The 24,054-nt window shown below is 67.9% G+C and carries 23 protein-coding genes; 6 read left to right on the top strand and 17 right to left on the bottom strand.

Features of this window, described 5'->3' with window-relative positions; all coding sequences use genetic code 11:
* The first annotated feature begins 34 nt into the window (after positions 1-34).
* Entirely contained in the window at positions 35-841 is an 807-nt protein-coding gene (locus ABZ942_RS26225; RefSeq protein ID WP_357386327.1) for an ion channel, read from the top strand.
* Between the two features lie 4 nt (positions 842-845).
* On the opposite strand, the gene eccB is transcribed toward ABZ942_RS26225, so the two are convergent.
* Positions 846-2,336 carry a type VII secretion protein EccB gene (gene eccB / locus ABZ942_RS26220; protein WP_357386325.1) on the bottom strand — a complete coding sequence of 497 codons (1,491 nt, stop codon included), beginning with the start codon at positions 2,334-2,336 and terminating at the stop codon, positions 846-848.
* A gap of 112 nt (positions 2,337-2,448) precedes the next feature.
* Between eccB and eccE the strand changes: the two genes are divergently transcribed.
* Positions 2,449-4,101: a type VII secretion protein EccE gene (gene eccE, locus ABZ942_RS26215; RefSeq protein ID WP_357386323.1), complete on the top strand. Its 1,653-nt coding sequence runs from the start codon at positions 2,449-2,451 to the stop codon at positions 4,099-4,101.
* 523 nt (positions 4,102-4,624) lie between these two features.
* Here eccE and ABZ942_RS26210 read toward each other — a convergent pair.
* Positions 4,625-5,185: an NAD(P)H-dependent oxidoreductase gene (locus ABZ942_RS26210; protein WP_357386321.1), complete on the bottom strand. Its 561-nt coding sequence runs from the start codon at positions 5,183-5,185 to the stop codon at positions 4,625-4,627.
* 44 nt (positions 5,186-5,229) lie between these two features.
* Here ABZ942_RS26210 and ABZ942_RS26205 point away from each other — a divergent pair, with 44 nt between their 5' ends.
* Complete coding sequence (locus tag ABZ942_RS26205) at positions 5,230-6,063, top strand: NAD(P)H-binding protein (protein ID WP_357386319.1); 834 nt, start codon at positions 5,230-5,232, stop codon at positions 6,061-6,063.
* A 105-nt stretch (positions 6,064-6,168) separates the two neighbouring features.
* Positions 6,169-7,158: a GAF domain-containing protein gene (locus ABZ942_RS26200; RefSeq protein ID WP_357386317.1), complete on the top strand. Its 990-nt coding sequence runs from the start codon at positions 6,169-6,171 to the stop codon at positions 7,156-7,158.
* A gap of 3 nt (positions 7,159-7,161) precedes the next feature.
* Here the strand turns inward: ABZ942_RS26200 and ABZ942_RS26195 are convergent, their stop codons facing one another.
* Both ABZ942_RS26195 and ABZ942_RS26190 read right to left on the bottom strand, forming a co-directional pair.
* Positions 7,162-8,232, bottom strand: a complete 1,071-nt coding sequence (locus tag ABZ942_RS26195; protein ID WP_357386316.1) for an NAD-dependent epimerase/dehydratase family protein — start codon at positions 8,230-8,232, stop codon at positions 7,162-7,164.
* 32 nt (positions 8,233-8,264) lie between these two features.
* Complete coding sequence (locus ABZ942_RS26190; protein ID WP_357386314.1) at positions 8,265-9,074, bottom strand: S-methyl-5'-thioadenosine phosphorylase; 810 nt, start codon at positions 9,072-9,074, stop codon at positions 8,265-8,267.
* A gap of 192 nt (positions 9,075-9,266) precedes the next feature.
* Here ABZ942_RS26190 and ABZ942_RS26185 point away from each other — a divergent pair, with 192 nt between their 5' ends.
* Positions 9,267-9,590 carry a metal-sensitive transcriptional regulator gene (locus ABZ942_RS26185; protein ID WP_357386312.1) on the top strand — a complete coding sequence of 108 codons (324 nt, stop codon included), beginning with the start codon at positions 9,267-9,269 and terminating at the stop codon, positions 9,588-9,590.
* Between the two features lie 26 nt (positions 9,591-9,616).
* Here ABZ942_RS26185 and ABZ942_RS26180 read toward each other — a convergent pair whose 3' ends face one another.
* The 13 genes from ABZ942_RS26180 to infA form a co-directional block, all read right to left on the bottom strand.
* On the bottom strand, positions 9,617-10,549 hold the full coding sequence (locus ABZ942_RS26180) for a TAXI family TRAP transporter solute-binding subunit (RefSeq protein WP_357386310.1): 933 nt from the start codon (positions 10,547-10,549) through the stop codon (positions 9,617-9,619).
* A gap of 148 nt (positions 10,550-10,697) precedes the next feature.
* Complete coding sequence (locus ABZ942_RS26175) at positions 10,698-12,119, bottom strand: HAMP domain-containing sensor histidine kinase (RefSeq protein WP_357386308.1); 1,422 nt, start codon at positions 12,117-12,119, stop codon at positions 10,698-10,700.
* A 13-nt stretch (positions 12,120-12,132) separates the two neighbouring features.
* Positions 12,133-12,792: a response regulator transcription factor gene (locus ABZ942_RS26170; protein WP_357386838.1), complete on the bottom strand. Its 660-nt coding sequence runs from the start codon at positions 12,790-12,792 to the stop codon at positions 12,133-12,135.
* A gap of 50 nt (positions 12,793-12,842) precedes the next feature.
* Positions 12,843-14,291, bottom strand: a complete 1,449-nt coding sequence (locus tag ABZ942_RS26165; RefSeq protein ID WP_357386306.1) for an MFS transporter — start codon at positions 14,289-14,291, stop codon at positions 12,843-12,845.
* Positions 14,292-14,548: 257 nt separating this feature from the next.
* Positions 14,549-15,373, bottom strand: a complete 825-nt coding sequence (locus ABZ942_RS26160) for an LLM class F420-dependent oxidoreductase (RefSeq protein ID WP_357386304.1) — start codon at positions 15,371-15,373, stop codon at positions 14,549-14,551.
* Between the two features lie 63 nt (positions 15,374-15,436).
* On the bottom strand, positions 15,437-16,333 hold the full coding sequence (gene truA / locus ABZ942_RS26155) for a tRNA pseudouridine(38-40) synthase TruA (RefSeq protein ID WP_357386836.1): 897 nt from the start codon (positions 16,331-16,333) through the stop codon (positions 15,437-15,439).
* 95 nt (positions 16,334-16,428) lie between these two features.
* The gene (rplQ, locus tag ABZ942_RS26150) at positions 16,429-16,965 is read right to left on the bottom strand and encodes a 50S ribosomal protein L17 (protein ID WP_357386302.1); all 537 of its coding nucleotides are present in this window, start codon (positions 16,963-16,965) and stop codon (positions 16,429-16,431) included.
* Positions 16,966-17,014: 49 nt separating this feature from the next.
* Positions 17,015-18,073: a DNA-directed RNA polymerase subunit alpha gene (locus tag ABZ942_RS26145; protein WP_014981770.1), complete on the bottom strand. Its 1,059-nt coding sequence runs from the start codon at positions 18,071-18,073 to the stop codon at positions 17,015-17,017.
* A 137-nt stretch (positions 18,074-18,210) separates the two neighbouring features.
* Positions 18,211-18,816: a 30S ribosomal protein S4 gene (gene rpsD, locus ABZ942_RS26140; protein ID WP_357386299.1), complete on the bottom strand. Its 606-nt coding sequence runs from the start codon at positions 18,814-18,816 to the stop codon at positions 18,211-18,213.
* 22 nt (positions 18,817-18,838) lie between these two features.
* Positions 18,839-19,252, bottom strand: a complete 414-nt coding sequence (rpsK, locus tag ABZ942_RS26135) for a 30S ribosomal protein S11 (RefSeq protein ID WP_040731638.1) — start codon at positions 19,250-19,252, stop codon at positions 18,839-18,841.
* A 10-nt stretch (positions 19,253-19,262) separates the two neighbouring features.
* On the bottom strand, positions 19,263-19,637 hold the full coding sequence (rpsM, locus tag ABZ942_RS26130) for a 30S ribosomal protein S13 (RefSeq protein WP_218473860.1): 375 nt from the start codon (positions 19,635-19,637) through the stop codon (positions 19,263-19,265).
* 248 nt (positions 19,638-19,885) lie between these two features.
* Positions 19,886-19,999, bottom strand: coding sequence for a 50S ribosomal protein L36 (gene rpmJ, locus ABZ942_RS26125; protein ID WP_011207363.1), 114 nt, complete (start codon positions 19,997-19,999; stop codon positions 19,886-19,888).
* A gap of 256 nt (positions 20,000-20,255) precedes the next feature.
* Complete coding sequence (infA, locus tag ABZ942_RS26120) at positions 20,256-20,477, bottom strand: translation initiation factor IF-1 (RefSeq protein ID WP_003418601.1); 222 nt, start codon at positions 20,475-20,477, stop codon at positions 20,256-20,258.
* A 315-nt stretch (positions 20,478-20,792) separates the two neighbouring features.
* Here infA and ABZ942_RS26115 point away from each other — a divergent pair, with 315 nt between their 5' ends.
* Entirely contained in the window at positions 20,793-23,921 is a 3,129-nt protein-coding gene (locus tag ABZ942_RS26115; protein ID WP_357386297.1) for an AAA family ATPase, read from the top strand.
* Positions 23,922-24,054 lie beyond the last annotated feature (133 nt).

Here is a 24,054-nt window from a genome sequence, read left to right as displayed (position 1 = left end):
GAGTGCCGGATCCGAATCGACGCAGGTAGTTCCCATGGAGCAGCAAGAACAAGCAGTCAGCAGCCCGCCCACTGCGCAGGGGCGCAGTCGCAGGCAGGCGTGGGAGCAGGTCACCGCAGTGCCGATGGTGGCGCTCGCGGTGCTGTTTCTCGGCGTCTACGCCTGGTTCGTGCTCGACACCGGCGCCTCGCCACAGTTGGATGCCTGGCTCGAACGGGTAGACGTGGTGATCTGGGCGCTGTTCGCCGCCGATTTTCTGATGCGGTTCGGGTTGTCCACTCGCCGTTGGCAATTCCTGCGAACACATCCGGTGGAGCTGTTGATCGTGCTCGTTCCGCCGTTTCGCCCACTGCGGCTGGTGCGGGCGGCGGTGTTGGTGCTCGGCACGTTGAACCGGCACACGTTGACCCACCGCACCCGGCTGGCGGTGTTCGTCGGCACCAGCTCGGTGTTGATCCTGTTCCTGTGCAGCCTGGCCTTTTTCGACGCCGAGTACGGCGCCGAGGGCAGCAAGGTGCTGAATTTCGGTGACGCACTGTGGTGGTCGGCCGTCTCGGTCACGACGGTCGGTTACGGCGACGTCTACCCGGTCACCGTCGAGGGCAGGTTGATCTCCCTGGTGCTGATGACCTTCGGCATCGGCATCATCTCCTTCGCCATCGGCACCACCACCAGCTGGGTGATCGATCAGCTGAAGACCGTCGAGGAGTCCGCCGACCGCACCGACCGGGAGATCACGGTGCTGGTCGAGGAGATCCGCGCGTTGCGCGCCGAGATCGCCGCGCTACCCGCGAACCGTCCTGCGGAGACCTCGAATTCCGTTGGTGCGGAAGGCCGCTAGCCGACTACTTCGACGAGGCGATCGGCTGCTTGGCGGGACTCGGATCGGGAGCGATGCCGTCGTGCGCGACCATAGCTTCCTCGCGCCCCATCGTCGGCCCACCGGCGAGTAGACCGACGATCGGCCATGGTGCGGGTTCCGGTGTCACGCCACCGTCGATGTCCATCCCGAGCGCTTTCGCCGCATCTTTGTTCTTGATGCCGTACCGAACGCCGGTGTCGGAAACGTAGAACAGGCTGTCCTTGCGGCGGCTGTCCACTTCGATGCCGGTGGTCTGGATGAAGGCGCCCGAGCCCGGCTTGAAGTACACCGAGTCGACGTTGTCGCCCTTGCCGTCGGCCTGCGCGAGCGGAACCAGCTTGGCGCTGCTCGGCATCGGGAGATCGGTGGCGTCGATCACCGACAGGTTCGCGCGCACGGCGACGTCGGCGTTGCCCACCGCGGCGGCGATCGGCTTCCACGACAGGCAGCTCACCGGACGAGCGGAAGGCTGAACGATCGTGGGCGCGGTCACCGGGTAGGTATCCACCTGCAAGGCCTTGGACGGCGGGGGCAGCGTCACCTCGTTGTCGCTGACGGCGGTGCCGTGGTCCGGGTTTCGCTGCGAGGCCCGGATGATGTCGGCGGTCAACGGGTTGATCTGCTGCAGACCGTCGCGCAGCAGCACGTAATTCTGATCGGCCTTGCCGGAACGCTGAACGACCGTGCCGATCTTCAAGTTGTTGATCGAGTAGCCGTTGGGAATCCCGCCCGGATCGTCGATCTTCGGCGGCACGATCGGCATCACTTCGGGAATGGAGTTCAGCAGGCCTTCGCTGATGGGACGCGGCGTTGCCCCGCGGATATTCAACGGCCCGGTGACGTACGGGTCGTTCATGTCGACGCGCGCCCGCGTGTTGTTCCACACCAGGTAGGTGGCGGTCTTGCCCTTCACCAGCAAGGCCTGGCCCTTGCCGAGCTCCGACGCCTTGTCGCCGACATCGAGATCGCCGATCAACACCGAGGTGGTGCGGTCGTCGCTGCCATCGGTCTTCAACGAATCACAGACGGTCCAGCTCCGCCCCTTGCCCGCTTTGTCGAAAATCAGTGAACTGGGCGCGCCGGGGATACCGATCAGCTGGCCGCGTGGCTTCTTGCCGAGCTCGGAATCCTTGACGATCGTCGGCTTGGACGAGTCATCGGCGGCCAGGCGGGCCGAGGCCAGGTTGAGCGTCGGGTACACGACGTTGTCGATCTGCACATAGACGCCGCCGGATTCCTTCGCGATCAGGATCTTCTTGTCGCCGATCTTGTCCTGCGGACGCAACAGCGCCAGGACACCACAACCGGCCAACACGACGATCGCCAAAACCAGCCCGGCCGCGTAGGCCCGCGACTGCGAGCGCATCGGGTCGTGCAGCATCCGCACGTCCCGGCGGACCAGGGCGTGCTCCATTCGGCGGACCAGAAAGCGGTAGCCGCTGACCTGCCACCGAGTGGTGGGTTTTGAAGGCATTATTCCTCCCCCGAACAGTGCTCACGTTCGCGCAACACAGTACAGTTCCCGAGGACTCTTGTTCAGCTCGGCCACTACTAAACGGCCGACACCGGGTACTTGGGGGACGACGATGGCGGAACCTGCCGGGGCGGGACCGCGGCCGCTCTTTGGCCGAATCTCGCTGCAGAATCTGTTGATTGCGCAGGTCATCGGCTTTATCGCGGGCGTAGTGGCGTTGATCGCCGGCCTGCAGCCGCTGATCGCGCTCGGGGTGGGCATCGTCGTCGCACTGATTCCGCTGATCCCGATCGCCAAGCGCACCGTGCTGGACTGGATCGCGACCTGGTGGCGCTACCTCACCAAGCGTGAGTACACGATCGGCCAGACCGTCGACTACCGCGGCACCGACGGACGCTCGCTCGGGCTGTACTGGGAGGGCAGCCGGGTGGTCACGGTCGTCGAGGTGCTCGCACCGCCCGGCGGCCTGACCAGGATCGCCCGCAACACCGTGCACGCCTCGCACCTGCTGCCGCTGCCGGAACTCGCGAAATGCCTGAGCCAGCACGACATCCTGCTGAGCGGCATCGACATCGTCAGTCACGGACACCGCAGCAGGTCCGGTACGCCCGCGGGCAAGATCTACGAATCGCTGCTCGGGCCGCTGCCCGCCACCGCGCATCGCACCGTCTGGTTGGCCATCAGCTTCGATGCGGTGGCCTGTCCGGAGGCGGCGGCACGACGTGGCGGCGGCGCGGAGGGCGCGTCCCGCGCGGTCACCATCGCGACCCAGCGGATCATGCGCACGCTGGAAGACGCCGACTGCAACGCCCGCATCCTGACCGCCCCGGAAATCCGCAAGGCGGTCCTGCAGATCACCAGCGGCTTCGATCCGCGCACCCTCGAACATCGTTGGCGCTACGCCGAAATCGGCAACAGCGTGAACATCGGCATGGCCGTCGACCCGAAGCGGCTCGGCTCGGACCTGCTCGCGCAGCTGTGGGTGGCGCCGTCGCGCGGCACCACGGTCGCGGTGCGGCTGCGGCCGGGTAGCTCCGCCGAGTCGGTGAGCATCGGCGCCGCGTGGCGACTGACCGCGCGGGAACTGCCGGAGCGCAGCAAGCTTTCCGGCATGGTGTCGATGCACGGGCGGCACCGCGACGGGCTGCTCGCCCACCTGCCGCTGGCCGTGCCCGGCGTGGACGCCACCGTCCCGATGAGCGAGTACCCGATCGATGTGATCGACGCGCTGCACCTGCCGTCGTCCGGCTGCGGGCAGCTGATCGGCTCCGACGACGAGGGCAACGGCGTCGCGGTCCGCATCGTCGGCGCGGGCATCTCGACCGTCTACGTGGCCGGAGAGCTCTATCTCGCACAGCAATTGGTGTTCCGTGCGCTCGCGGTCGGCGAGCGCATCCTGATCCGCACCGACCGCGCGCACGCCTGGGAAAACCTGGTCACCACCATCGGCAACCCCGAGCGGCTCACCCTCGCGGTCGAAACCCACCAGTCCGACGCGGGTTTCACCGCGACCGTGGTGGACGGCGTCCTCGCGCCCGCCCCGCACGCCGGTGTCACCACCATCTACGTCACCGGCGACCCGATGGGCTGGCCCGCCACCCGCCCCGACCTCGCCATCCACCAGCCCTCGGCGATCGGCAACCACGTCATCCTGCGCACCGGCACCGCCCAGGTCGACCTCACCCTCGTCTCCATCCCCCGCGAAGCCACCTACATCGGCCACCCCCGCGGCCGCCGCGGCGCCCCCGTCCCGAGCGCAGGCTGACCGCGCGCCCTTCCTGCCCCCGCCATGCGCGATGGCAACCAGCCTGCCGCGCGCTCTAGTTCGGCGCGCACGAATTCGCCAACGATTTCATGCGCGGCAGCCGACTCGGTGCGCCGTACGCTAATCGGAACGCGGCACACGATGGCGCAGCGCGCCTGGCCTGCCACGCACGTTCTGGCGCGACGCGCACGTTCTGGCGCGACGCGCACGAATTCGTCGGCGATTTCACGCGCGGCCGCATAACCAGTGCGCGGCAGACACAACCGGAGCGCAGCCCACTGATCAGTGCGCAGCCCATGGTCGCGCGGCTCAGAGTGTCGTGCCCGGACCGCTGCGCGCGATTTGTCGTGACGCTCGCGAAATTGTCGACCAATTCGTGCGCGGCGAGACGATTCGTGCGCGGCAAGCGAGCCCGTGCGCGGCAAGCGAGCCCGTGCGCGGCAAGCGAGCCCGTGCGCGGCAAGCGAGCCCGTGCGCGGCAAGCGAGCCCGTGCGCGGCGAGCGGGCCTGTGTGCGGCAGTGGTCAGGCAGGGTAGGGGTCGGTGGTTCGGGCGGTGCGGAGAGTTCTTGCCCACCAGGATAATTGGCGGAGCATCCGGTCTGCGGCGTCGCGGGCGGCACCGTCCTGGGTTTCGCCTGCGGCGTCGAATTGGCGCTTGGCCTGGTGGAAGCTGACAGTTTCGCGGAGCGAGACCATGTGGATCTCGGCGACGACCTGACGCAACTGTTCGACGGCGCGTAGGCCGCCGGAGAGTCCGCCGTAGGAGACGAAGCCGATGGGCTTGGCGCGCCATTCGTGTTTGGCGGTGTCGAAGGCGGTTTTCAGGGCGGCGGGATAGCCGTGGTTGTACTCGGAGGTGATCGCGACGAAGGCGTCCGCGGCGGCCAGGCGGGAGCGGTAGGCCGCGGCCTCGGGGGTGTCGGTGAGGTCGGTGGGCAGGTGGGTTTCTGCCAGATCTATGACACCCGTGTCGAATTCGGCGTGCGCGCGTAATGTGCGCAGGAACCAGTCGGCGACCACCGGAGCGAACCGCTCCGGACGCACGCTGGCCACGATGACCTCGAGCCGCAACGGAGTGTCCATCGCGTGAGCTTAACGCGGGCGAGGCGGTCCGAAAGGAAGACGAAATGATCTTGGTAACCGGTGCCACCGGAAACATCGGCGGCGAACTGGTGACGGCGCTGAGCGAGTCCGGCACCCAGGTACGGGCGCTGGTGCGCGATCCGGCGAAGGCCACACTGCCCGCCGGTGTCACGGCGGTCACCGGCGATCTGAACCGACCGGAGACCTTCGCCGATGCCCTGGACGGTGTGCATGCAGTGTTCCTGCTGCCCGGCTACGACAACCAGGCCGACCTGCTCGACCGCGCGAAAAAGGCTGGCGTGCAACGGATCGTGCTCCTGTCGAGCGCCGCCGCGGGACTGCGGGACCTGGACAACGCCGTCTCCCGCTACATGACACTGTCCGAGCAGGCGGTGCGCGAATCCGAACTGGCCTGGACGTTCCTGCGGCCACGGTCGTTCATGTCGAACGCCCTGCGCTGGCTGCCCCAGCTCGCGGTCGGCGACACGGTCCGGGTGCAGTTCCCCGATGTCCGCGTCGGCGCGATCGATCCCGCCGACATCGCCGCCGTGGCCGCCCTGGCCCTCACCGGCGACGATCTCGACGGCCGAGTCCTGGAGTTGACCGGCCCGCAGGCCTTGCTGCCCGCCGACCAAATCGCCGTGCTGGCCGCAGTTTTGGACCGGCAACTGGTCGCGCAAGGACTCACCACCGAGGAGACCGAGGCCGAGCTGACAGCCACCATGCCGCAGCATTATGTCGACGCCTTCCTGAGCTTCTTCGCCGACGGCACCCTGGACGAGGCGACCCTGTACCCCACCGTGCGCGACCTCACCGGACGCGCGCCGCGCAGCTTCGAGCAGTGGGCGCACACGCACGCCGCCGACTTCGCGCAATGACCTCGCGACCGGGCCCCGTGCTCGACCCATGCCGCCGAATCAGGCACGATATGCACTGGCTATCAGCCTGACCGTGGCATAGTGTTCGACTCGGGAGGGGGATTTGTGATACTTGGGCGCTGGCTGCTCATCGAAACGCTCGGACACGTCGATACCTGGTCGCTGCTTGCGGTCGGCACGGCGCCGCGCGAATGGAAGTCGTTCCAGCGCGCGGTATCCACGCGATTACAGCCCCTCGTCGCCACCGCCTACACCACCGGTTCGATCGTCGACCAGCAATTGCCGCAGTCCCGGCACAACTGGTCGGGCCAACGCATCTTGGTGGTGCCGCTGCACGGACCGGACCACCGGGTGCATGCCGTCCGCCTCTGGGTGGGCACCGGCGATCCGCCGCCGCCGGTCGGCGTCGCCGCGTTCGGGGTCGACGCACGCGCCCGCCGGATCGAGGCCCTCTCGCACGACCTCGGACCGCATTTCGCGCACGACCGCATCGTCTGGATCGGCGCGGAGTCCTTCGAACTGATCGAAAGATTCGACGGCGCACTCGATCTCGTGGCCACGCTGGCCAGGTCGGCCCCCGGCGACCGGTGGCTCGACACGGCGACCGTGCGCGCGCCGACCGGACCGCGCACGCTGTTGCTCGCCGCCCGCAATCCGGACGAGAACCGGTACCGCTGGGTCGGCCTGGCCGTCGACGTCACGGACAGTGTTGCGCCGCAACGGAAATCGTTCGAGGCCGCGACCCTCGACCTGCTGCGCGGCGCACAACCGAACCTCTACCTCGCCATCGTCGACCTGGCCCAGGTGCGGCTGATCCGCTGGGTCACCGATCCCGTTCCCGGGCTGCGCTGGGGTCGCGGCACCGACGAACGCACCGTGCCACATCCCGCCGACCGTTACCGAATCATTGTCGCCCGCAACGACATCCGAACCGGTGCCGAACGGGTGACAATGCCCGGCATGCGCCTGGCCACCGATACCGGCGACTGGCTGGTCGCCGACCTGGCGGTCTCACCGCTATCCGGCGGCACCACGGGCACGCCTGAATTCGCCCTCGTCCAACTGGATATCATCGAGCGCCCACCGGCCCCGTGACCGTCAGCCGGCCGCCGCGCCTTCGGCCGAAATCGCCACGTCTGTCGCCGAAGCCACCTTCGCGGCAGCGACGGCCACCTTCGCCGGAGCCGCCGCGAACTCGGCCAGCCCCGGCCTCGGCGCCACTACCGCACTGAAACCCAGTGTCCGCCTGGCACGTTCGGGGTCGGCGACGAAATGCCGTACATCGCCGATGTGATACTCCCCGGTGACCACGGGCGCGGGCCCGCCGCACGCCTCGGCCATGATCGAAGCGACCTCCCACAGCGTGATCGGCCGCCCCGACGCGATATTCAGCGGAACGAACCCGGGCAGCGCCCGCTCGATCGCCGCGAGCACGGCCGCAGCGACATCGCGCACATGCACGAAGTCCCGAACCTGCCCACCGTCCTCGAACACGTGCGGCGCCCGCCCCGCGTCCAGCGCGGCCCGCACCTGGCCGATCAGGCCGGCGCGCGCACCGTCGCCGTAGACCTGGTGCAGCCGCAGCGCGGTCACCGCGCCGCCGACGGTCAATCCCCAAGCGAAGGCATAGTTTTCCTGCGCCACCTTGCTCGCGCCGTAGCTCCCGCGCGGGCGCAGCGGCGCATCCTCGTTCACCGGCTCCCAGGTCAGCACATCTCCGGTGCGCGGCGCCCGGTGATCGAACAGACCCCGATCCATATCCGCGCGCCTGCGCAACCCGGGAAAGAACGGCCCGCCGCGCACGCTGCGGTACCGGCCCTCGCCGTACACGGCGATCGAGGACGCGAGCACCAGCCGACGCACCTTCGCCCGCTCCATCGCGCCGAGCAGCGCCGCGGTGCCGAGATCGTTGTGCGTCGCGTAGTCGGCCGGGCCGCCCGCGCTGACCGCGGCGAGATGACAGACCACGTCGATGCCGGCCAGCAGCGGTACCAGCGCGTCGGCATCGCGCACGTCCACCCGCGAAACGCCCGCAGGCGGCTCCGCGTCGGGTCCGTGCACCGCGTCGAGCATCAGATCGACCGCAACTACCTCATGCCCAGCGGAAGACACGACCTTGCACACGTGTGTTCCGAGGAAACCGGCCGCGCCGGTGACCAGCACTCTCATTCACCGCACCTTTGTTCGGCACCCCACCTGGGTCACGGTAGCTCGAAAGGCAGCGACACTCCGGTATGGACGCGGCACCGATCGCAGGTGTCGGTGTCGGAGACCGCAGCCACCGAGCGACGGATCAGGTCCTTGAACGGGGCAAGGTTGCGCTTGAACTCGGCGAAGACGTCGATCGCGTGCACACCGCCGCCTTCCTCCAGTCCCGCGTCCAGGTCGGTTACCAAAGCGACTGCGGCATAGCACATCTCGAGTTCCCGGGCGAGCACGGCCTCGGGGTGTCCGGTCATGTTCACCAGGTCCCAGCCCTGCCCGGCGAACCAGCGGCTCTCGGCCCTGGTGGAGAACCGCGGGCCCTGCACGACGACCATGGTGCCCGCGCCCTTCATCGGCAGCGTGTCGTCGGCGGATTTGATCGTCGCGGTGCGCAGGTCGTCGCAGTACGGGTCGGCGAACGAGACGTGCACGCCACCGCCGTCGAAGAAGGTCTGCGGACGGCCGGAGGTCCGGTCGACCAGCTGGTCCGGCACCGCCACCGTGCCGGGCCCCCAGTCCGCCCGCAGGCTGCCCACCGCGCACGGCGCGAAGATCCGGCGCACGCCCAGCGAACGCAGCGCCCACATGTTGGCCTGGTACGGCAGGGTGTGCGGGGCGAATTCGTGATTCTTGCCGTGCCGCGGCAGGAACGCGACCGGGCGACCCTGCACCTCGCCGACCGCGATCGGCGCACTCGGCGCCCCGTAGGGGGTTTCTACCTCGACATTGGTCGACTCGTCGTCGAAGAAATCGTAGAAGCCACTGCCGCCGATGACGGCGAGCGCGGGCTTGGCATGCGAACTCATGCACCAATTCTCTCGTCTCGGCGCGCCCGCCGCGCGACGGGGATCGAAAACTCTCGGCGCACATCGAGCCGCGGAACACCCGCGCTACCCGGCGGACCAGGCGCCCGCCTGACAAGTCCGCCGGAAAACTGTACCCTAGGGGGGTATCAATTCCGGTCCGTCCGCAGACCGGGCAGCCAGCGAGGAGACACGGTGACACCCACCCCACAGGACCACACCGCGCACGATCACGCCGCGCACGGCTACATCACCGCAAAGGACGACTACCTCAAGCGGCTGCGCCGGATCGAGGGTCAGGCCCGCGGGCTGCAGCGGATGGTCGAGGAGGAGAAGTACTGCATCGACATCCTCACTCAGGTCTCCGCGATGACCAAGGCGCTGCAGGCGGTGGCGATGGGGCTGCTCGAAGACCACATCAGCCACTGCGTGGTGGACGCCGCGGTCGCGGGTGGACCCGAGGCCGAGGCGAAGATCAAAGAGGCCACCGACGCCATCGCCCGGCTGGTCCGCTCCTGACCCGCGCTGGTTGATCGGAACGTCCGCTAACCGTGCCAGCGGCGGTAGACCTCGGCAGCACCAGGGTGCAGCGGGACCGGCGCGGTGCCGATGAGGGAACGGCCATCCAGGAACTGGGTGCCCGCCGCCTCGGTGGGCACCAGCGAATCAGCTTGGTACACCAGCAGTTCCACGATCGATGCGGCGACATCGTCGGACATGGACGCGGCGGCGAGCAGGTAGTTCGCCACTCCGATGGTGTGCACGGCGACGCCGCCGGGGTAGGCGTCGGCGGGGATCTCCACCCGGTCGTACGCCGGACCGAATCGCTCGCGCATCGGCACGGCCAGGTCACCCATGTCCACCAGTCGCATGCGTTTGGGGATCTCCAGCACGCTCGTCGGCACGCCACCCGCCCACAGCAGCGCGTCCGCCTCCCCGGCGATCAACTCCGCCATCGCCTCGCGCAGCGGCCGATGCGAAACCTGCACGTCCACTTCGGGATTCAGCCCCGCCACCCGCAGGATCCGGTCGCCGGTCAACGCCGCGCCCGACCCGTCGGCACCCAGGCTCACCCGCGTGCCGCGCAGTCCCGCGACGCTGCCGATCGAGCTGTCCGACCGCACCACGAGCTGCAGATAGTTCTCGTACACCCGGCCGAGCGCCAACATCCGATCCGCGCTGTCCCCGACCGAATCCGACAGTGCCAGAGCCGCATCCACCTGACCGCGCGCCAACATCGCCAGGTTCTCCTGCGACCCCGACGTAGTCACCCGCTCGATCCGCACGTCCCCCGACCTGGCCGCAGCAGCGCCCAGCAATCCCGCGAACGCGTAGTAGAACCCGCCGACCTCACCCGAAGCCAACCGCACCAGCGGCCCGCCACCACTCGGCCCGCACCCGGCTATGCCCGCCGCCGCTGCCGCACCGCTCAGCGCGAGAAACCCCCGCCGTCCCATCATCGCCACGGGGCCCCGCATTCGCCCATAGCACCGGATGCCGCCCGCGCCAACCAGTTCCGCTCCATCTTGCGCGCTCCGCCGCAGGAAGCCTGTCGTGCACGGCAAGATTGTGCGGGTCGATTGCCGCGACGGCGAGGAGGCCGCACCGACCAATCCCAGCGCTCGGTCATGCGGACTCCCCTGCGGGCAGCTTGATGTGCACAGCGAGGCCGTGCGGGTTCATCGATGCCACGGTGAGGGTGCCGCCGCGGGCTTGGGCGAGGGCGGCGGCGATGGGGAGGCCGAGGCCGGAGCCGCCGCTGATGGCCGTCGAGCCGCGGAAGAAGCGGGTGGTGAGCCGGTCGATCTCGTCGGCGGGGACACCCGTGCCGTCGTCGTGGACAGTGAGGGTGACCCAGCCGGGCTCGGTACGCACGCTGACCATGGTTCGCGTACCGGATCCCGCGTAACGACACGAATTGCTCAGCGGCACATCGAGAATCTGCGCGAGCACATCGGCGGAGACGGCGACATCGGCGTGCTCGGCCGACGTACCGATGCGCAGTTCCTGCCCCGCGGCCTCGTATGCCGAGTGCCACGCGTCGAAGCGATCGGCGACCACCTGCACGGCGTCGCAATGATTGTCGACCTCGTCGAGCTCGGTCAGGTCGAAGGCGGCCGGGGTTTCGGCGGAGGCCAGCGCCAGCAGGCCGTCGAGCAGCGCGGTCAGCCGTTCGACCTCCGTGCTGGCACTGCGAAACGTGTTCGCCGCATTGCCGGGTACCGCATGCTCCAGCGAGTCGAGTCGAATCGTCAAGGCAGCCAGCGGGTTCCGCATGGCATGCGCGGTATCGGCGACGAGCTGGCGTTGCGCATCCACCGAGTCGGCGACCGCAAGCGCCATGGCGTCGAAAGATTCCGCTACAGCACGCATTTCGGGCGGACCGCCGTGATGCCTGGCGATCGACACCGGATGTGCCGCGGCGACGCGCGGCTTGGGCAGTGTCGCGGTGAGATCGGCGACCGCGTGCGAGAGCGCCGCGAGCGGCCGCAACACCCAGCGGCTCAAAGTCAGTGCCAGCAAGGTGAACAGGGCCATCGCGACCGCACCGCCGAGCACGATCAACGCCCAGGTCCGCGCGATATCGGCACGCGCACGCGCGGTCGACGCCTCGATCACCACCGCACCGTTCACCTGCACACCGGTGCCGACCGGCCGCGCGATGAGCATGGTCCGCGCACCCCACGGCGTCAGCTGGTCCGCCGCGTGCGGTCGCTGATTGCGCCGCGCCGCCGCCACCGCCGCGCCGATACCGGGATCGTCCATGTTCGCGCCGCCGTTGGCGGTTGTCGCGCCTTTGGCATCGACTACCAGCACGTTTTCGCCGTACAGCTCGTGATAGCGGCCCACCTCGTCCGACAGCGCGCGACTGTCGCCCGCGGTCGACGCGGCGGCCGCGAGGTTGGCGAACCGGTCGGCGTCCCCGGAGCGGGCGAGCACCAGCTGCTGGGTTCGGCTCGTCGCCACCGTCAGCGACAGCGGGACGGCGAACGCCAGCACCGCGATCGCGGCGAACACGGTCAGCGCGATGAGCAGCCGACGCCGCATGGCGTACCCCTGGTCACTGCCCCCACCGATATCCGTAGCCGCGAATGGTCGTGATCAGCCCCGGCCGATTCAGCTTCGCGCGCAGCCCCGTCATGTGCACATCCAACGACCGCGAGACCGCGACGAACGCGTCGCCCCAGATCCGATCCATCAGCTGCTGGCGGCTCACCGCGGCACCCGGCCGCTCCACCAGCGCCTGCACCAATTCGAATTCCTTCTGCGTCAACGTGATCGGCGCACCGCCCACCTCGACCACCCGCGCCTGCAGATCCACCCGCACGTCCCCGGTGACCACCACCGCCTGCGCCGGTTGCGCCGCGGCGGCCGCGCGCCGGGTAACGGTCTCCAGCCTGGCCATCAATTCCGCGATCCGCGGCGGCTTCACCAGGTAGTCGTCCGCCCCGCCGCGCAACCCCCGCACGATCGACCGTTCGTCGCTACGCGCGGTCAGAATGAGCACCGGCACCTGACTCACCTCACGCAACTGCCGCAGCACCTGCAGCCCGTCGGCATCGGGCAGACCCAGATCGAGAATGACCGCGTCATAGCCACGGTGCGACATCAGCAGATCCGCGCCGCGTCGTTTGCGCTCGGCCCGGTAGCCCCGGGCGTTCAACGCCTCGACCAGCGCGTCACCGACGCCGTCGTCATCTTCGACCACCGCAAGCCGCACGCGCCGATCGTCCCACAGCGGGTCGATCGGCGCGGGTGGCGGGCGGTCAGTCACGCATGCTGGGCCAACGGACGAGCCGGCTCGGCGTCCGTGGCGGTGGGCTGCTCGGTATCGATGGTCGACGAGTCCGACGTCTCGCGCATGAAGAAGTAGGTGACCAGCGAGATGAGGATGCACCCGGCGACGTACCAGAAGTACACCGATTCGTGGTTCGCCTGCTTCAGCCAGAGAGCGATGGTTTCCGCGGTGCCGCCGAAGATGGCGACGGTCAGCGCGTAGGGCAGACCGACGCCGAGCGCACGGATCTTGGTCGGGAACAGCTCCGCCTTCACGATGGCGTTGATCGAGGTGTAGCCGGTGATGATCACCAAAGCCAGCATCATCAGCGCGAACGCGGCGAGCACGTTGGTGGTGTGCGCGAGCACGGTCATGATCGGCACGGTCAGCAACGTGCCCGCGACGCCGAAGAAGATGAGCAGCTTGCGCCGCCCGATCCGGTCGGACAGCGCGCCCGCCAGCGGCTGCAGCACCACGAACACGAGCAGGGCGATGAAGTTGATCCAGGCGACCGTGCCCTTCGAGAGGCCCGAGGTGTTGATCATGAACTTCTGCATGTAGGTCGTGTACGTGTAGAACGCAACCGTGCCACCGAGCGTCAGCCCCATCACCAGCAGGCATTCGCGCGGGTACTGCAGCAGCATCCGCAGCGAACCACGCGCGGGCGGCGGCTTCGGCTCGCCTCGCTTCGCGGCGGCCAACTCGGCGGCCTTGTCCTTGCCGTACTGGTAGGCGTGCTCGGCGATTCCGTCGGTGATGAAGACGCGGTTCTCCGGATCCGCGGCCGCGGCCTGGAACTGCTCGGACTCGTCCATGCTGCGTCGCAGCCACATCACGATGAGCGCGCCCGCCGCACCGATGAAGAACGGGATGCGCCAGCCCCAGTTGTTCATTTCCGCGCTGGTCAAGAACTGCTGCAGGATGATCTGCACGCCGAGCGCGACGAGCTGACCGGCGACCAGCGTGACGTACTGGAAGCTCGAGTAGAACCCGCGCTTGCCCGACGAGGCGACCTCGGACAGATACGTTGCGCTTGTGGCGTATTCACCGCCGACCGAAAGGCCTTGCAGCAGCCGGGCGATCAGCAGGATCGCGGGCGCGGCAAGGCCGATGGTCTGGTAGCCGGGAGTCACCGCGATCAGCAGCGAACCCGCCGCCATCACCGTCACCGACAGCGTCAGCGCCGAGCGGCGGCCGAACTTGTCGGCGTAGCGGCCGAGCAGCCAGCCGCCGATGGGGCGCATCAGGAAGCCGACGGCGAAAACGGCGGCGGTGGACAGCAGCTGCGCCGTCGGATCGTCCTTGGGGAAGAACGTTTTCGCGAAGTAGACGCTGAACGCGGCGTAGACGTACCAGTCGTACCACTCGACGAGGTTGCCGATGGATCCGCGCAGCACATTCGCGACGACCCGCCGCTCGCTCACGGGCTTTGTCGTAGTCACAAGATCTCCTTCTTCGACGCATCAGCGCGTCAGCCGAGATCGAGTGTGTCTGCTGTCACAGGGGAAAGGGAACGTTCCAAGCCGCTTCCTAACACTCCCTTAGGGCTGTTCCGCCTCTCCGAGTATTCAGGCCAGATCTAGGTGCCGCAGCAGTAGCGTTGGCGGCCGGCGGGGCGGTAGTGGCCGAGTTGGCCCGTGCCCGACGAGTTACCCCTGTTCTCGCGAAATCAGTTGTCGCCGGGCGCGACCCATCGCTTCTACGCGTTCAATAGCGGGGCCAGCGTGCGCAGCGCGGCGAGGTAGTCCTCGTTCAGGACCTGGATCGCGACGTGGTTGCCGCCTGCGTCGAGGTGCGCATTGAGCTGGGCGACAACCTGGTCCGCGTTGCCGTGGGCGATGACGGCGTCGAAGACGCGGCCGCCAGGGTTGGCGAGTTCTTCATCGGTGAAGCCGAGCCGGGTCAGGTTCGAGGCGTAGTTGGTGAGACCGAGGTAGAAGCCGACGATGCCGTCGGCGAGCGAATGTGCTTGTTGCGCATCGTCGGTCAGCACGACCTTGTGTTCGGTGGCGATCCAGGCGTCCGGGCCGAGTGTGGCGCGGGCCTGCGCGGTATGCGTCGACGGGACGAAGTAGGGCAGTGGGCCCGCGGAGCGTGCCGCAGCGAGCTTCAGCACCCGCGGGCCGAGTGCGGCCACCGCGCGGCGCTCGACCGGAACACCCAATTCGTCCAGCTCATCGAGGTATTCGACGAGGGCGTCGTAGGGCTTGCGGTACTCGCCGGTGTGCTCGGGGTGACCCGCGCCGACGCCGAGCAGGAAACGTCCGGGGAACCGCGCCTCGATCCGATGGAACGACTCGGCGGCCTGCTTCGCGGGCGAGGACCAGATGTTGACGATGCTGGTGGCCACGTTGATCGTCTCGGTCGCCTCGAGCAACGGCTCGACGGTCGACAGATCAGCGGGCGGCGACGACCCCAGCCACAGCGTGCCATAACCGGATTTCTCCAGCTCCTGCGCGTCTTCCGGGGTGAAAAGGTTGTACGCCCGCCACACACCGAACCGTCCGAGACCCTCGTTTGTCATGCTTTGCGGAACCACCGTGCCAACGTTCCTATTCCGGCATAGCGAAACCTCGGAGTGCGCGATTCAGCTGCCGCAACAACCGTCGCCGGACGGCACCGTGCGCATTTCTCTGGTCTGCGCGTTCCGGGCGGCGAGGTCCGCGTCGGCGGGATAGTCGACAGCGACCAGGCTCAGACCGTGCGCGGGAGCGACGGTGACCGAGCTGGAACGTTCGGTTTCGGTCAGCAGCGCGCCGACCCAGTCCGGGGTGCGACGACCCTCGCCCACCGCGAGCACGGCGCCGACCAGGCTGCGCACCATGGACCAGCAGAACGCGTCCGCGCTGACGTAGGCGGTGAGCAGATCACCGTGCCGGGCCCAGTCGAAACGCTGCAGTTCGCGGACCGTGGTCGCGCCCTCACGTCGACGACAGAAGGCGGCGAAGTTGTGCAGGCCCAACAGCTTTCCGGATGCCGCGCGCATGGCGTCGATATCGACGTCGTGGCGGCAGGCGACGATGCCGCGCGCCTGCAGCGGTTCGGCACCGTAGGGCGCGGTGGTCAGCCGGTACACGTAGTGACGGCGAATCGCCGAGAAGCGAGCGTCGAACTCGGGCGGAGCGACCCGAATCTCCTTGATACGCACGTCCTTCGGCAGGAAGCGCGCCATCCGATGCACCAGCTTGTCGGTGTCGACCTCGGCGGCCGTATCGAAGTGCGCGACTTGCCCTTCGGCGTGCACACCGGCATCGGTGCGGCCCGCGACGGTCAGCTGCACCGGCTCCCGGAACACCTTGCTCAGCGACTCCTCGAGCACACCCTGCACAGTGCGCAGCCCGGGCTGTCGCGCCCAGCCGGTGAAATCGGTTCCGTCGTAACTGATATCGAGCCGGAAGCGGTTCGACGGACGCACGGTCACGTCGGCCGACACCGAATCCTGCTTCGGTTCCGCCGAATCCGACGACGTGGCAGCCGACAGCATCGAGTCCTCCGCGCTCACTTCGATCTCCTGGTCAACGAACGAACCCGCCGACCCGCGTAAGCGGGCGGCGGGTTCGTGCAGAACTGGACGCGACCTCAGGCCTTGTCTTCGTCCTTCTTGTCCTCAGCGGCCTCATCGGCAGCAGGCGCCTCGACCTCGGCGGTCTCGGCAACAGCCTCGTCAGCGGTCTCCTCGACAACCTCAGCGGCCGGGGCCTCTTCGGTCTTCTTGGAGGACGCGACGCGACGAGCCCGGTCGGCCTCGTTGGTCACGGTCTTCTCGCGAACCAGCTCGATGATGGCCATCGGCGCATTGTCACCCTTACGCGGCAGCGTCTTGGTGATGCGCGTGTAGCCGCCCTCGCGCCCCTCGAACGAGGGGCCGATCGTGGCGAAAAGCTCGTGCACGACGTCCTTGTTGCGGATCACCTTGAGCACCTCGCGACGGTCGGCCAGGGTGCCGCCCTTCGCCTTGGTGACAAGCTTCTCGGCGTAGGGGCGCAGCGCCTTGGCCTTGGACTCGGTGGTCGAAATACGACCGTGCTCGAAGAGCGCCGTCGCCAGATTGGCGAAAATCGCCTTCTGGTGCGACGCCGACCCGCCGAAGCGAGCACCCTTCTTGGGCTTGGGCATTGTTTGTTCTCCTTGTGTGAGGCCGGGCCGGGGTGCCTACCCCAGCGGCCTAGAGCTGTTCGGTCTCGGCGTAGTCCTGCTCGCCACCGTCGGTGTCACTGAACGTGCCGCTGTCGCTCCACGTTCCGGTGCTCGCGTCGTAACCCACCACAGACGAAGGATCGAACGACGCCGGGCTGTCCTTGAGCGAGAGGCCGAGCGCGTGCAGCTTGACCTTGACCTCGTCGATGGACTTCTGGCCGAAGTTGCGGATGTCCAGCAGGTCCGACTCGGTGCGGGCGACGAGCTCGCCCACGGTGTGCACACCCTCGCGCTTGAGGCAGTTGTAGGACCGGACGGTGAGATCCAGGTCCTCGATCGGCAGACCGAACGAGGCGATGTGGTCCGCCTCGGCCGGCGAAGGACCGATCTCGATGCCTTCGGCTTCGACGTTGAGCTCACGGGCCAGGCCGAAGAGCTCGACCAGGGTCTTGCCCGCCGAGGCGAGCGCGTCCCGTGCGCTGATGGAGTTCTTGGTCTCCACGTCCAGGATCAGACGGTCGAAGTCGGTGCGCTGTTCGACACGGGTGGCCTCGACCTTGTAGGTCACCTTGAGCACCGGCGAGTAGATCGAATCCACCGGGATCCGGCCGATTTCCGCACCGGACGCCTTGTTCTGCACGGCGGGGACGTAGCCACGACCGCGCTCGACCACGAGCTCGATCTCCAGCTTGCCCTTGTCGTTCAGGGTGGCGATGTGCATGTCCGGGTTGTGTACGACGACACCGGTCGGCGGCACGATGTCACCGGCGGTGACGGTACCGGGGCCCTGCTTGCGCACGTACATCGTGACCGGCTCGTCCTCCTCCGAGGACACGACCAGACCCTTGAGGTTCAGGATGATGTCGGTGACATCTTCCTTCACGCCGGGGACGGTGGTGAACTCGTGCAGCACGCCGTCGATACGAATGCTCGTGACCGCGGCCCCCGGAATCGAGGACAGCAGGGTACGCCGAAGCGAATTGCCCAGGGTGTAACCGAAACCGGGCTCGAGCGGCTCGATGGTGAACTTCGAGCGGTTCTCGGCAACGACCTCTTCGGTCAGTGTCGGACGCTGTGAAATCAGCATTTAGGATCATCCTCCTGTTTGGGCGCCCGCTATTTGACGCCTCGTTTAAGGGGTTGTGTGTGGTCCACCGATTCGATGGACCACACCTGCGCGTATGCCGTCCGGGGTTTAACCAGGACGGCCCTTCGCACCTGGTGTTACTTCGAGTAGTACTCGACGATCAGCTGTTCCGAGAGCGGCACATCGATCTGGGCACGCTCGGGCTGCTGGTGCACCAGGATCCGCAGGCGGCCCGGAATGACCTGGAGCCAGCCGGGAACCGGACGGTCACCGACGGTCTCGCGCGCGACCTGGAACGGCAGCGTGCTGAGCGACTTCTCCTTGACATCGATGATGTCGTACTGGGTCACCTGGAAGCTGGGAACGTTGACGCTCCGGTTGTTCACGGTGAAGTGACCGTGCGAAACCAGCTGGCGCGCCTGACGACGGGTACGGGCCAGACCGGCGCGGTACACGACGTTGTCCAGACGGCACTCGAGCAGGCGAAGCAGGTTGTCACCGGTCTTGCCCTTGAGGCGGTTGGCCTCTTCGTAGTACCGGCGGAACTGCTTCTCCATGACGCCGTAGGAGAAGCGAGCCTTCTGCTTCTCCTGCAGCTGGAGCAGGTACTCGCTCTCCTTGATCCGCGCGCGGCCGTGCTGGCCGGGCGGGTAGGGGCGACGCTCGAACGCCTGGTCGCCGCCGACGAGGTCGACGCGCAGACGACGCGACTTGCGGGTGATGGGGCCTGTATAACGAGCCATTTTTTATCTGTTTCCTTTCCCGCTAGACGCGACGACGCTTGGGCGGACGGCAGCCGTTGTGCGGCTGGGGGGTGACATCGGAGATCGTGCCAACCTCCAGGCCCGCGGCCTGCAGCGAACGGATCGCGGTCTCGCGGCCCGAACCCGGGCCCTTCACGAAGACGTCGACCTTCTTGACGCCGTTCTCCTGCGCCTTGCGGGCAGCGTTCTCGGCGGCGAGCTGCGCGGCGAACGGGGTCGACTTGCGCGAACCCTTGAAGCCGACGTGGCCCGAGGACGCCCACGAGATGACGTTGCCGGCCGGGTCGGTGATCGACACGATGGTGTTGTTGAACGTGCTCTTGATGTGCGCGTGGCCGTGCGGGACGTTCTTCTTTTCCCGGCGACGCGACTTCTGGGTCTTCTTGGGGCCGGAGGCCCTGGACTTCGGAGGCATCGGTTATCCCCTACTTCTTCTTGCCGGCGACGGTGCGCTTCGGGCCCTTGCGGGTGCGCGCGTTGGTCTTGGTGCGCTGACCACGCACGGGCAGGCCACGACGGTGACGCAGGCCCTGGTAGCAGCCGATCTCGATCTTGCGACGGATATCGGCCTGCACCTCGCGGCGCAGGTCACCTTCGACCTTGAGCTCGGGCGAGCTCTCGATGTAGTCACGCAGCTGCGTGACCTGGTCGTCGCTGAGGTCCTTGCTGCGCAGGTCCGGGCTGATGCCGGTGGCCGCGAGGATCTCCTTGGAGCGGGTACGGCCGACGCCGTAGATGTAGGTCAACGCGATCTCCATGCGCTTTTCGCGCGGGAGATCAACGCCCATGAGACGTGCCATGTGGCAGGTTCCTTCAACTGTTGCGGAGGTCTGCTCCCTGTCCGTCCCCGCGTCTTGTTGGGGCACCGGCCTCCGTACCGGTGGTTGGCGCACACGCCTTCCGAGCGAACCCGGAATACCGCAGCGTGCGGCTGGAGCTGGGAGTTCTTCTTTATTGGCCAAGCCGATCAGTGATCGGTGCCCGGCTGGTGCTGCGTCGATTCGACCCTCGGCAAGCCTCGGATCGGTATGGGGTTGCCCCCGTTCGATCAGCCCTGGCGCTGCTTGTGGCGCAGGTTGTCGCAGATCACCATGACCCGACCGTGACGGCGGATCACCTTGCACTTCTCGCAGATCTTCTTGACGCTCGGCTGAACCTTCACGTCCGTCCAATCTTGTTGTGGTTCACACGGGTGTGAACACAGTTTTTCCCCAGCCTGACGGCTGGGGAAGTCTCTGTTGTGCCGCCCTATCGGGCGACGGTCCGCCTACGTCGGCGAGGTCCCACCTTACCGAGCCCCCTCCGGGGGTCCGGACGCGAAGCCCGCCGTGCGGAGTGTGGGGGTTGCACCCCCACAAAACACCAAGTGAATCGACTTCCGGCGAGCGCTCTCTGCGAGCAGCGGTCGCCCACTCGATTCACTTGTAGCGGTAGACGATCCGGCCGCGCGACAGGTCGTAGGGCGACAGCTCGACGACCACACGGTCCTCGGGGAGGATACGAATGTAGTGCTGCCGCATCTTCCCGCTGATGTGCGCGAGAACCTTGTGACCGTTCTCGAGCTCGATCCGGAACATCGCATTGGGCAGCGGCTCGACAACTCGACCCTCGACCTCGATGGCCCCGTCTTTCTTCGCCATGTCCTCCGCGATCCCGGTTACGCTCAACCTGGTTTGTTTGGCTTGTTTCTGCTTACATGGATCTGTCGGTCGAAGTGACCGGTAGACACACAAACAGTCGGCGCATAGGTGCACCGCCGCTCCAGCTTACCGGTACCGGATGGTTCCGGCAAAAATGCCCCCTGCCAGCACCGGCCGCCGGTAGTCTTTCCGCCCCGATCAGAGCATGAAATCCAGGCCCGCACGCCTTGCCCTCCTGCCCCGCTGCCGTGTCCGGACGTCGCGTAAACTGACCGCTGTCCAGGTAACAAGGGTCGAGCAGATCGAGGGGGACCAGTGAGCCGTAATAATGACGGCCTCCCCATGCTGCCGCCGTGGCTGTCCGAGAGCGATGTCACACAGGTCGGCTACGAAGCGCCGGTACAGAACCTACCCTCCGACGATTTGATCGAAGAGGGACCGAGCCGCAGACGGCGCCAAGAGAAGCGTGGCAGGCGCTGGGGTCGCGACAAGAACAACGAGCAGCCCGCCGAAGAGCAGCAGCCGCCCGCACCGCAGGGACGTGCGCCGGAACCGACGCCGCGCGGGCCGGAGGCGCCGCAGCCCGAATCTCCGCGCGACGACCCGTGGCGCCAGCCGGGTCTGGACGCGTACGTCCAGCCGCGCCAGGACGACCCGTGGCAGGCCGGTCCGCCGCAGCGGCCGGACGCACCGGGCGCCGAAGCACCCCGCACGGAAGCGCCGCAGCAGCGCACCGGAGCGCCCGCGCAGGGGCTGCCTACCCGCAACCCTGGCCCACCGCCGCCGGCCTTCCAGCCGCTCGGCAGGCGTACTGCGGCCGAGCCGCCCGCATCGGACGAGCTGACCACCCGGCACCAGTCGGCACGGCCCGATCTGCCGCCACCACCGCCACTTCCGGATCCGCCGCAGCAGGCGCCGACCGCCGAGCCGCCACAGGCGTCGACCGGTGTGTCGCAAGCATCCGCCGAGCGTTCCGCACCGCCCGAGTCCAGTGGCCCGCCGCCGTGGCTGGCCGGACCGCGGCCCGAGCAGCCGACGACCGGCCCGGTCGAATCGCCCCGGCGTCCACCGTTGCCCGATCCCCCACCGTCGCAGGGCAATCCGCCGGTCGGCCGATCGGCAGCGCCACCCGCCGAGCAGGCACCGACGCGGGGGGTCGATGGTCCACCGCACCGCGGACAGGAACCACCTGCCCCGAGCCGGGAACCGCAGTCGCCGCGCGACACCGCAGCGACCCAACAACCAGGCCCCGCAACGCCTCCGGCAGCGCAGGAGCCGGGCCGCGCACCTGGTACCGAGCGACCAAGCGCGACAACAACTCCGGAGCCTGGCACCGGAGGCGGCACGCAGCACGCACCCGAGCGCGGTGCGGCGTCCCCTCCTGGAACACCGCCGATTCAGGAACTCCCGAGCCGAGCACCGGCGGCGGGCTCGACACCGTCGGGCCCGGAGCGCGGACCGCAGACACCCGGCGACACCGGCCCACACCGTGCACCGCAGCCTGATCGCCCAGCCGCCGAGCAAAGCCCGAACGGCACGGTAGCGTCGCAACCCCCCGACTGGCTGACCGGACAATCGACACCGAGTAGCGCCGAGCGGGCAGAATCCGGTCCGCCGCAACGCGACTCCGGTCGGCAGGCACCAGGTTGGGTGCCCTCGTCCAACGCCGGAACGTCTCGGACGACAAACAGTGGACGACACCGCCTGCCCTCCGAGATCGAGGGGCATCCGGGAGCTGTCGACCAGCCCGGCCCGCAAGCACCGCAGCCGAACGACTTCGCACTGCCGTCGACCGGTCCGCAGGCACCGGGCGGCCAGACCGGCTACCCATCCCCCGCGGCCGCCGGCCAGGCACCAGGCAGCGAGCAGCCAGGCCCGCCGGCGGCGGCGGAACCGTGGCGCAACGCGGCGGCCCCGGTGTGGGCAGACGAAATCATCACGCCGACACCGTCCTCCGTTGGCGGACAAGCTCCGGGTGGCGAACAGCGGGGCCCGCAGGCACCCGGCGAGCCGTGGCGCATCCAGGCAACATCGGCACCGACCGACGAAACCACCGGTCAGACACCACCTTTCATGGGCGGACAAGCACCGGGCAGCGAACAACGCGGCCCGCAAGCACCCGGCGAACCCTGGCGCAACCAAGGAACACCAGCACCGACCGACGAAACCACCGGTCAGACACCACCTTTCGCGGGCGGACAAGCACCGGGCAGCGAACAACGCGGCCCGCAAGCACCCGGCGAACCCTGGCGCAACCAAGGAACACCAGCACCGACCGACGAAACCGCTGGCCGGACAACGCCTTTGGTGGGTGGGCAGGCGCCGGGCGGCGAGCAGCTCGGGCCGCAGCAGCCTCAGGTACCGACACGGGCGCCCGGCGGGTTCGCCGGACCGCAGATGGGCGGGCAGGCGCCTGGCGGCGCACCGCCTGCGCCGCCGGGACAGTGGGGCCGCCCGCCAGGGCAGATCCCGCCGGGTGGGCAGTACCAACCGGGTGTGCAGTATCAGTCCGGGCCGCCGCCGTCATTGGACGACGTACCGATGCGGCGGGCCAAGAAGTCGCCGGGTAGCGGCTGGCGTAAGGCTGTGCATCACGTCTCGGGTGGCGCGATCAATCCAGGCCTGTCCGCGGAGGAGCTGCGACTACAGGAACTGGTCGCGCGAATCAGGCAACCAGTGCGCGGCGACTACCGGATCGCGACGCTGTCGCTGAAGGGTGGCGTCGGAAAGACCACCACGACAATGGGTATCGGGTCGATCTTCGCGTCCATTCGTGGCGACCGAGTGATCGCGGTGGACGCCAACCCCGACTTCGGCACACTGTCGCAGCGGGTGCCGCTACAGACCAGGTCCACCGTGCGCGACCTGCTGCTCGACCCGTCGATCCAGCGTTACTCGGATGTCCGCAGGCACACGTCCCAGGCCACCAGCCGACTGGAAGTGCTTGCCAGCGAACGCGATCCAGCGGCGTCGGAGGCGTTCAGCGAGGAGGAGTACCGCGCGGTCGCCCGTATCCTGCAGCGCTTCTACAACATCATCTTGACCGACTGCGGCACCGGACTCATGCACTCGGCGATGTCGGGCGTACTCGATCTGGCCCATTCCCTGGTGCTGATCTCCTCCCCCGCGATCGACGGAGCCCGCAGTGCCGCAGCAACTTTGGACTGGTTGTCGCTGCACGGACACGACCACCTGGTCCGCAACGCGGTAGTCGTGATCAACTCGCCACGCGCCGGATCACCGAATGTCGGCATCCAACAACTACGCGAGTACTTCCTGTCCCGCTGCCGCGCCGTACACATCATCCCGTTCGACGCACACATGTCCGAAGGCGCCGAGATCGACCTACACCGCCTCCACAAACAAACCAAACGCGCCTACGTCGAACTCGCCGCCACCATCGCCGACGATTTCGCCACCGACCACCGCCGCTACCAACCCTGAAACACCCCCGTGTCACACCGTCACGTGACACGGGGGCTAGCACCACCTACGCCAAAGATCTGCACCCTCACTCGGGATCAGCACCGACCCTAGGGCCCTATTCCGAGTGCAGATCCCGAGTAAGAGTGCAGAT

The organism is Nocardia sp. NPDC046473, from assembly GCF_040645995.1.
In the GTDB taxonomy this organism is placed as follows: Bacteria; Actinomycetota; Actinomycetes; order Mycobacteriales; family Mycobacteriaceae; genus Nocardia.
Note: the sequence above shows the minus strand (reverse complement) of the source record. Positions and strands in the feature narration are given on the sequence as shown.

Coding starts and splice junctions, on each gene's coding strand:
- ABZ942_RS26225 (WP_357386327.1), top strand. CDS start 35: ATGGAGCAGCAAGAACAAGCAGTCAGCAGCCCGCCCACTGCGCAGGGG.
- eccB (WP_357386325.1), bottom strand. CDS start 2,336: ATGCCTTCAAAACCCACCACTCGGTGGCAGGTCAGCGGCTACCGCTTT.
- eccE (WP_357386323.1), top strand. CDS start 2,449: ATGGCGGAACCTGCCGGGGCGGGACCGCGGCCGCTCTTTGGCCGAATC.
- ABZ942_RS26210 (WP_357386321.1), bottom strand. CDS start 5,185: ATGGACACTCCGTTGCGGCTCGAGGTCATCGTGGCCAGCGTGCGTCCG.
- ABZ942_RS26205 (WP_357386319.1), top strand. CDS start 5,230: ATGATCTTGGTAACCGGTGCCACCGGAAACATCGGCGGCGAACTGGTG.
- ABZ942_RS26195 (WP_357386316.1), bottom strand. CDS start 8,232: ATGAGAGTGCTGGTCACCGGCGCGGCCGGTTTCCTCGGAACACACGTG.
- ABZ942_RS26190 (WP_357386314.1), bottom strand. CDS start 9,074: ATGAGTTCGCATGCCAAGCCCGCGCTCGCCGTCATCGGCGGCAGTGGC.
- ABZ942_RS26180 (WP_357386310.1), bottom strand. CDS start 10,549: ATGCGGGGCCCCGTGGCGATGATGGGACGGCGGGGGTTTCTCGCGCTG.
- ABZ942_RS26175 (WP_357386308.1), bottom strand. CDS start 12,119: ATGCGGCGTCGGCTGCTCATCGCGCTGACCGTGTTCGCCGCGATCGCG.
- ABZ942_RS26160 (WP_357386304.1), bottom strand. CDS start 15,373: ATGACAAACGAGGGTCTCGGACGGTTCGGTGTGTGGCGGGCGTACAAC.
- truA (WP_357386836.1), bottom strand. CDS start 16,333: ATGCTGTCGGCTGCCACGTCGTCGGATTCGGCGGAACCGAAGCAGGAT.
- rplQ (WP_357386302.1), bottom strand. CDS start 16,965: ATGCCCAAGCCCAAGAAGGGTGCTCGCTTCGGCGGGTCGGCGTCGCAC.
- ABZ942_RS26145 (WP_014981770.1), bottom strand. CDS start 18,073: ATGCTGATTTCACAGCGTCCGACACTGACCGAAGAGGTCGTTGCCGAG.
- rpsD (WP_357386299.1), bottom strand. CDS start 18,816: ATGGCTCGTTATACAGGCCCCATCACCCGCAAGTCGCGTCGTCTGCGC.
- rpsK (WP_040731638.1), bottom strand. CDS start 19,252: ATGCCTCCGAAGTCCAGGGCCTCCGGCCCCAAGAAGACCCAGAAGTCG.
- rpsM (WP_218473860.1), bottom strand. CDS start 19,637: ATGGCACGTCTCATGGGCGTTGATCTCCCGCGCGAAAAGCGCATGGAG.
- infA (WP_003418601.1), bottom strand. CDS start 20,477: ATGGCGAAGAAAGACGGGGCCATCGAGGTCGAGGGTCGAGTTGTCGAG.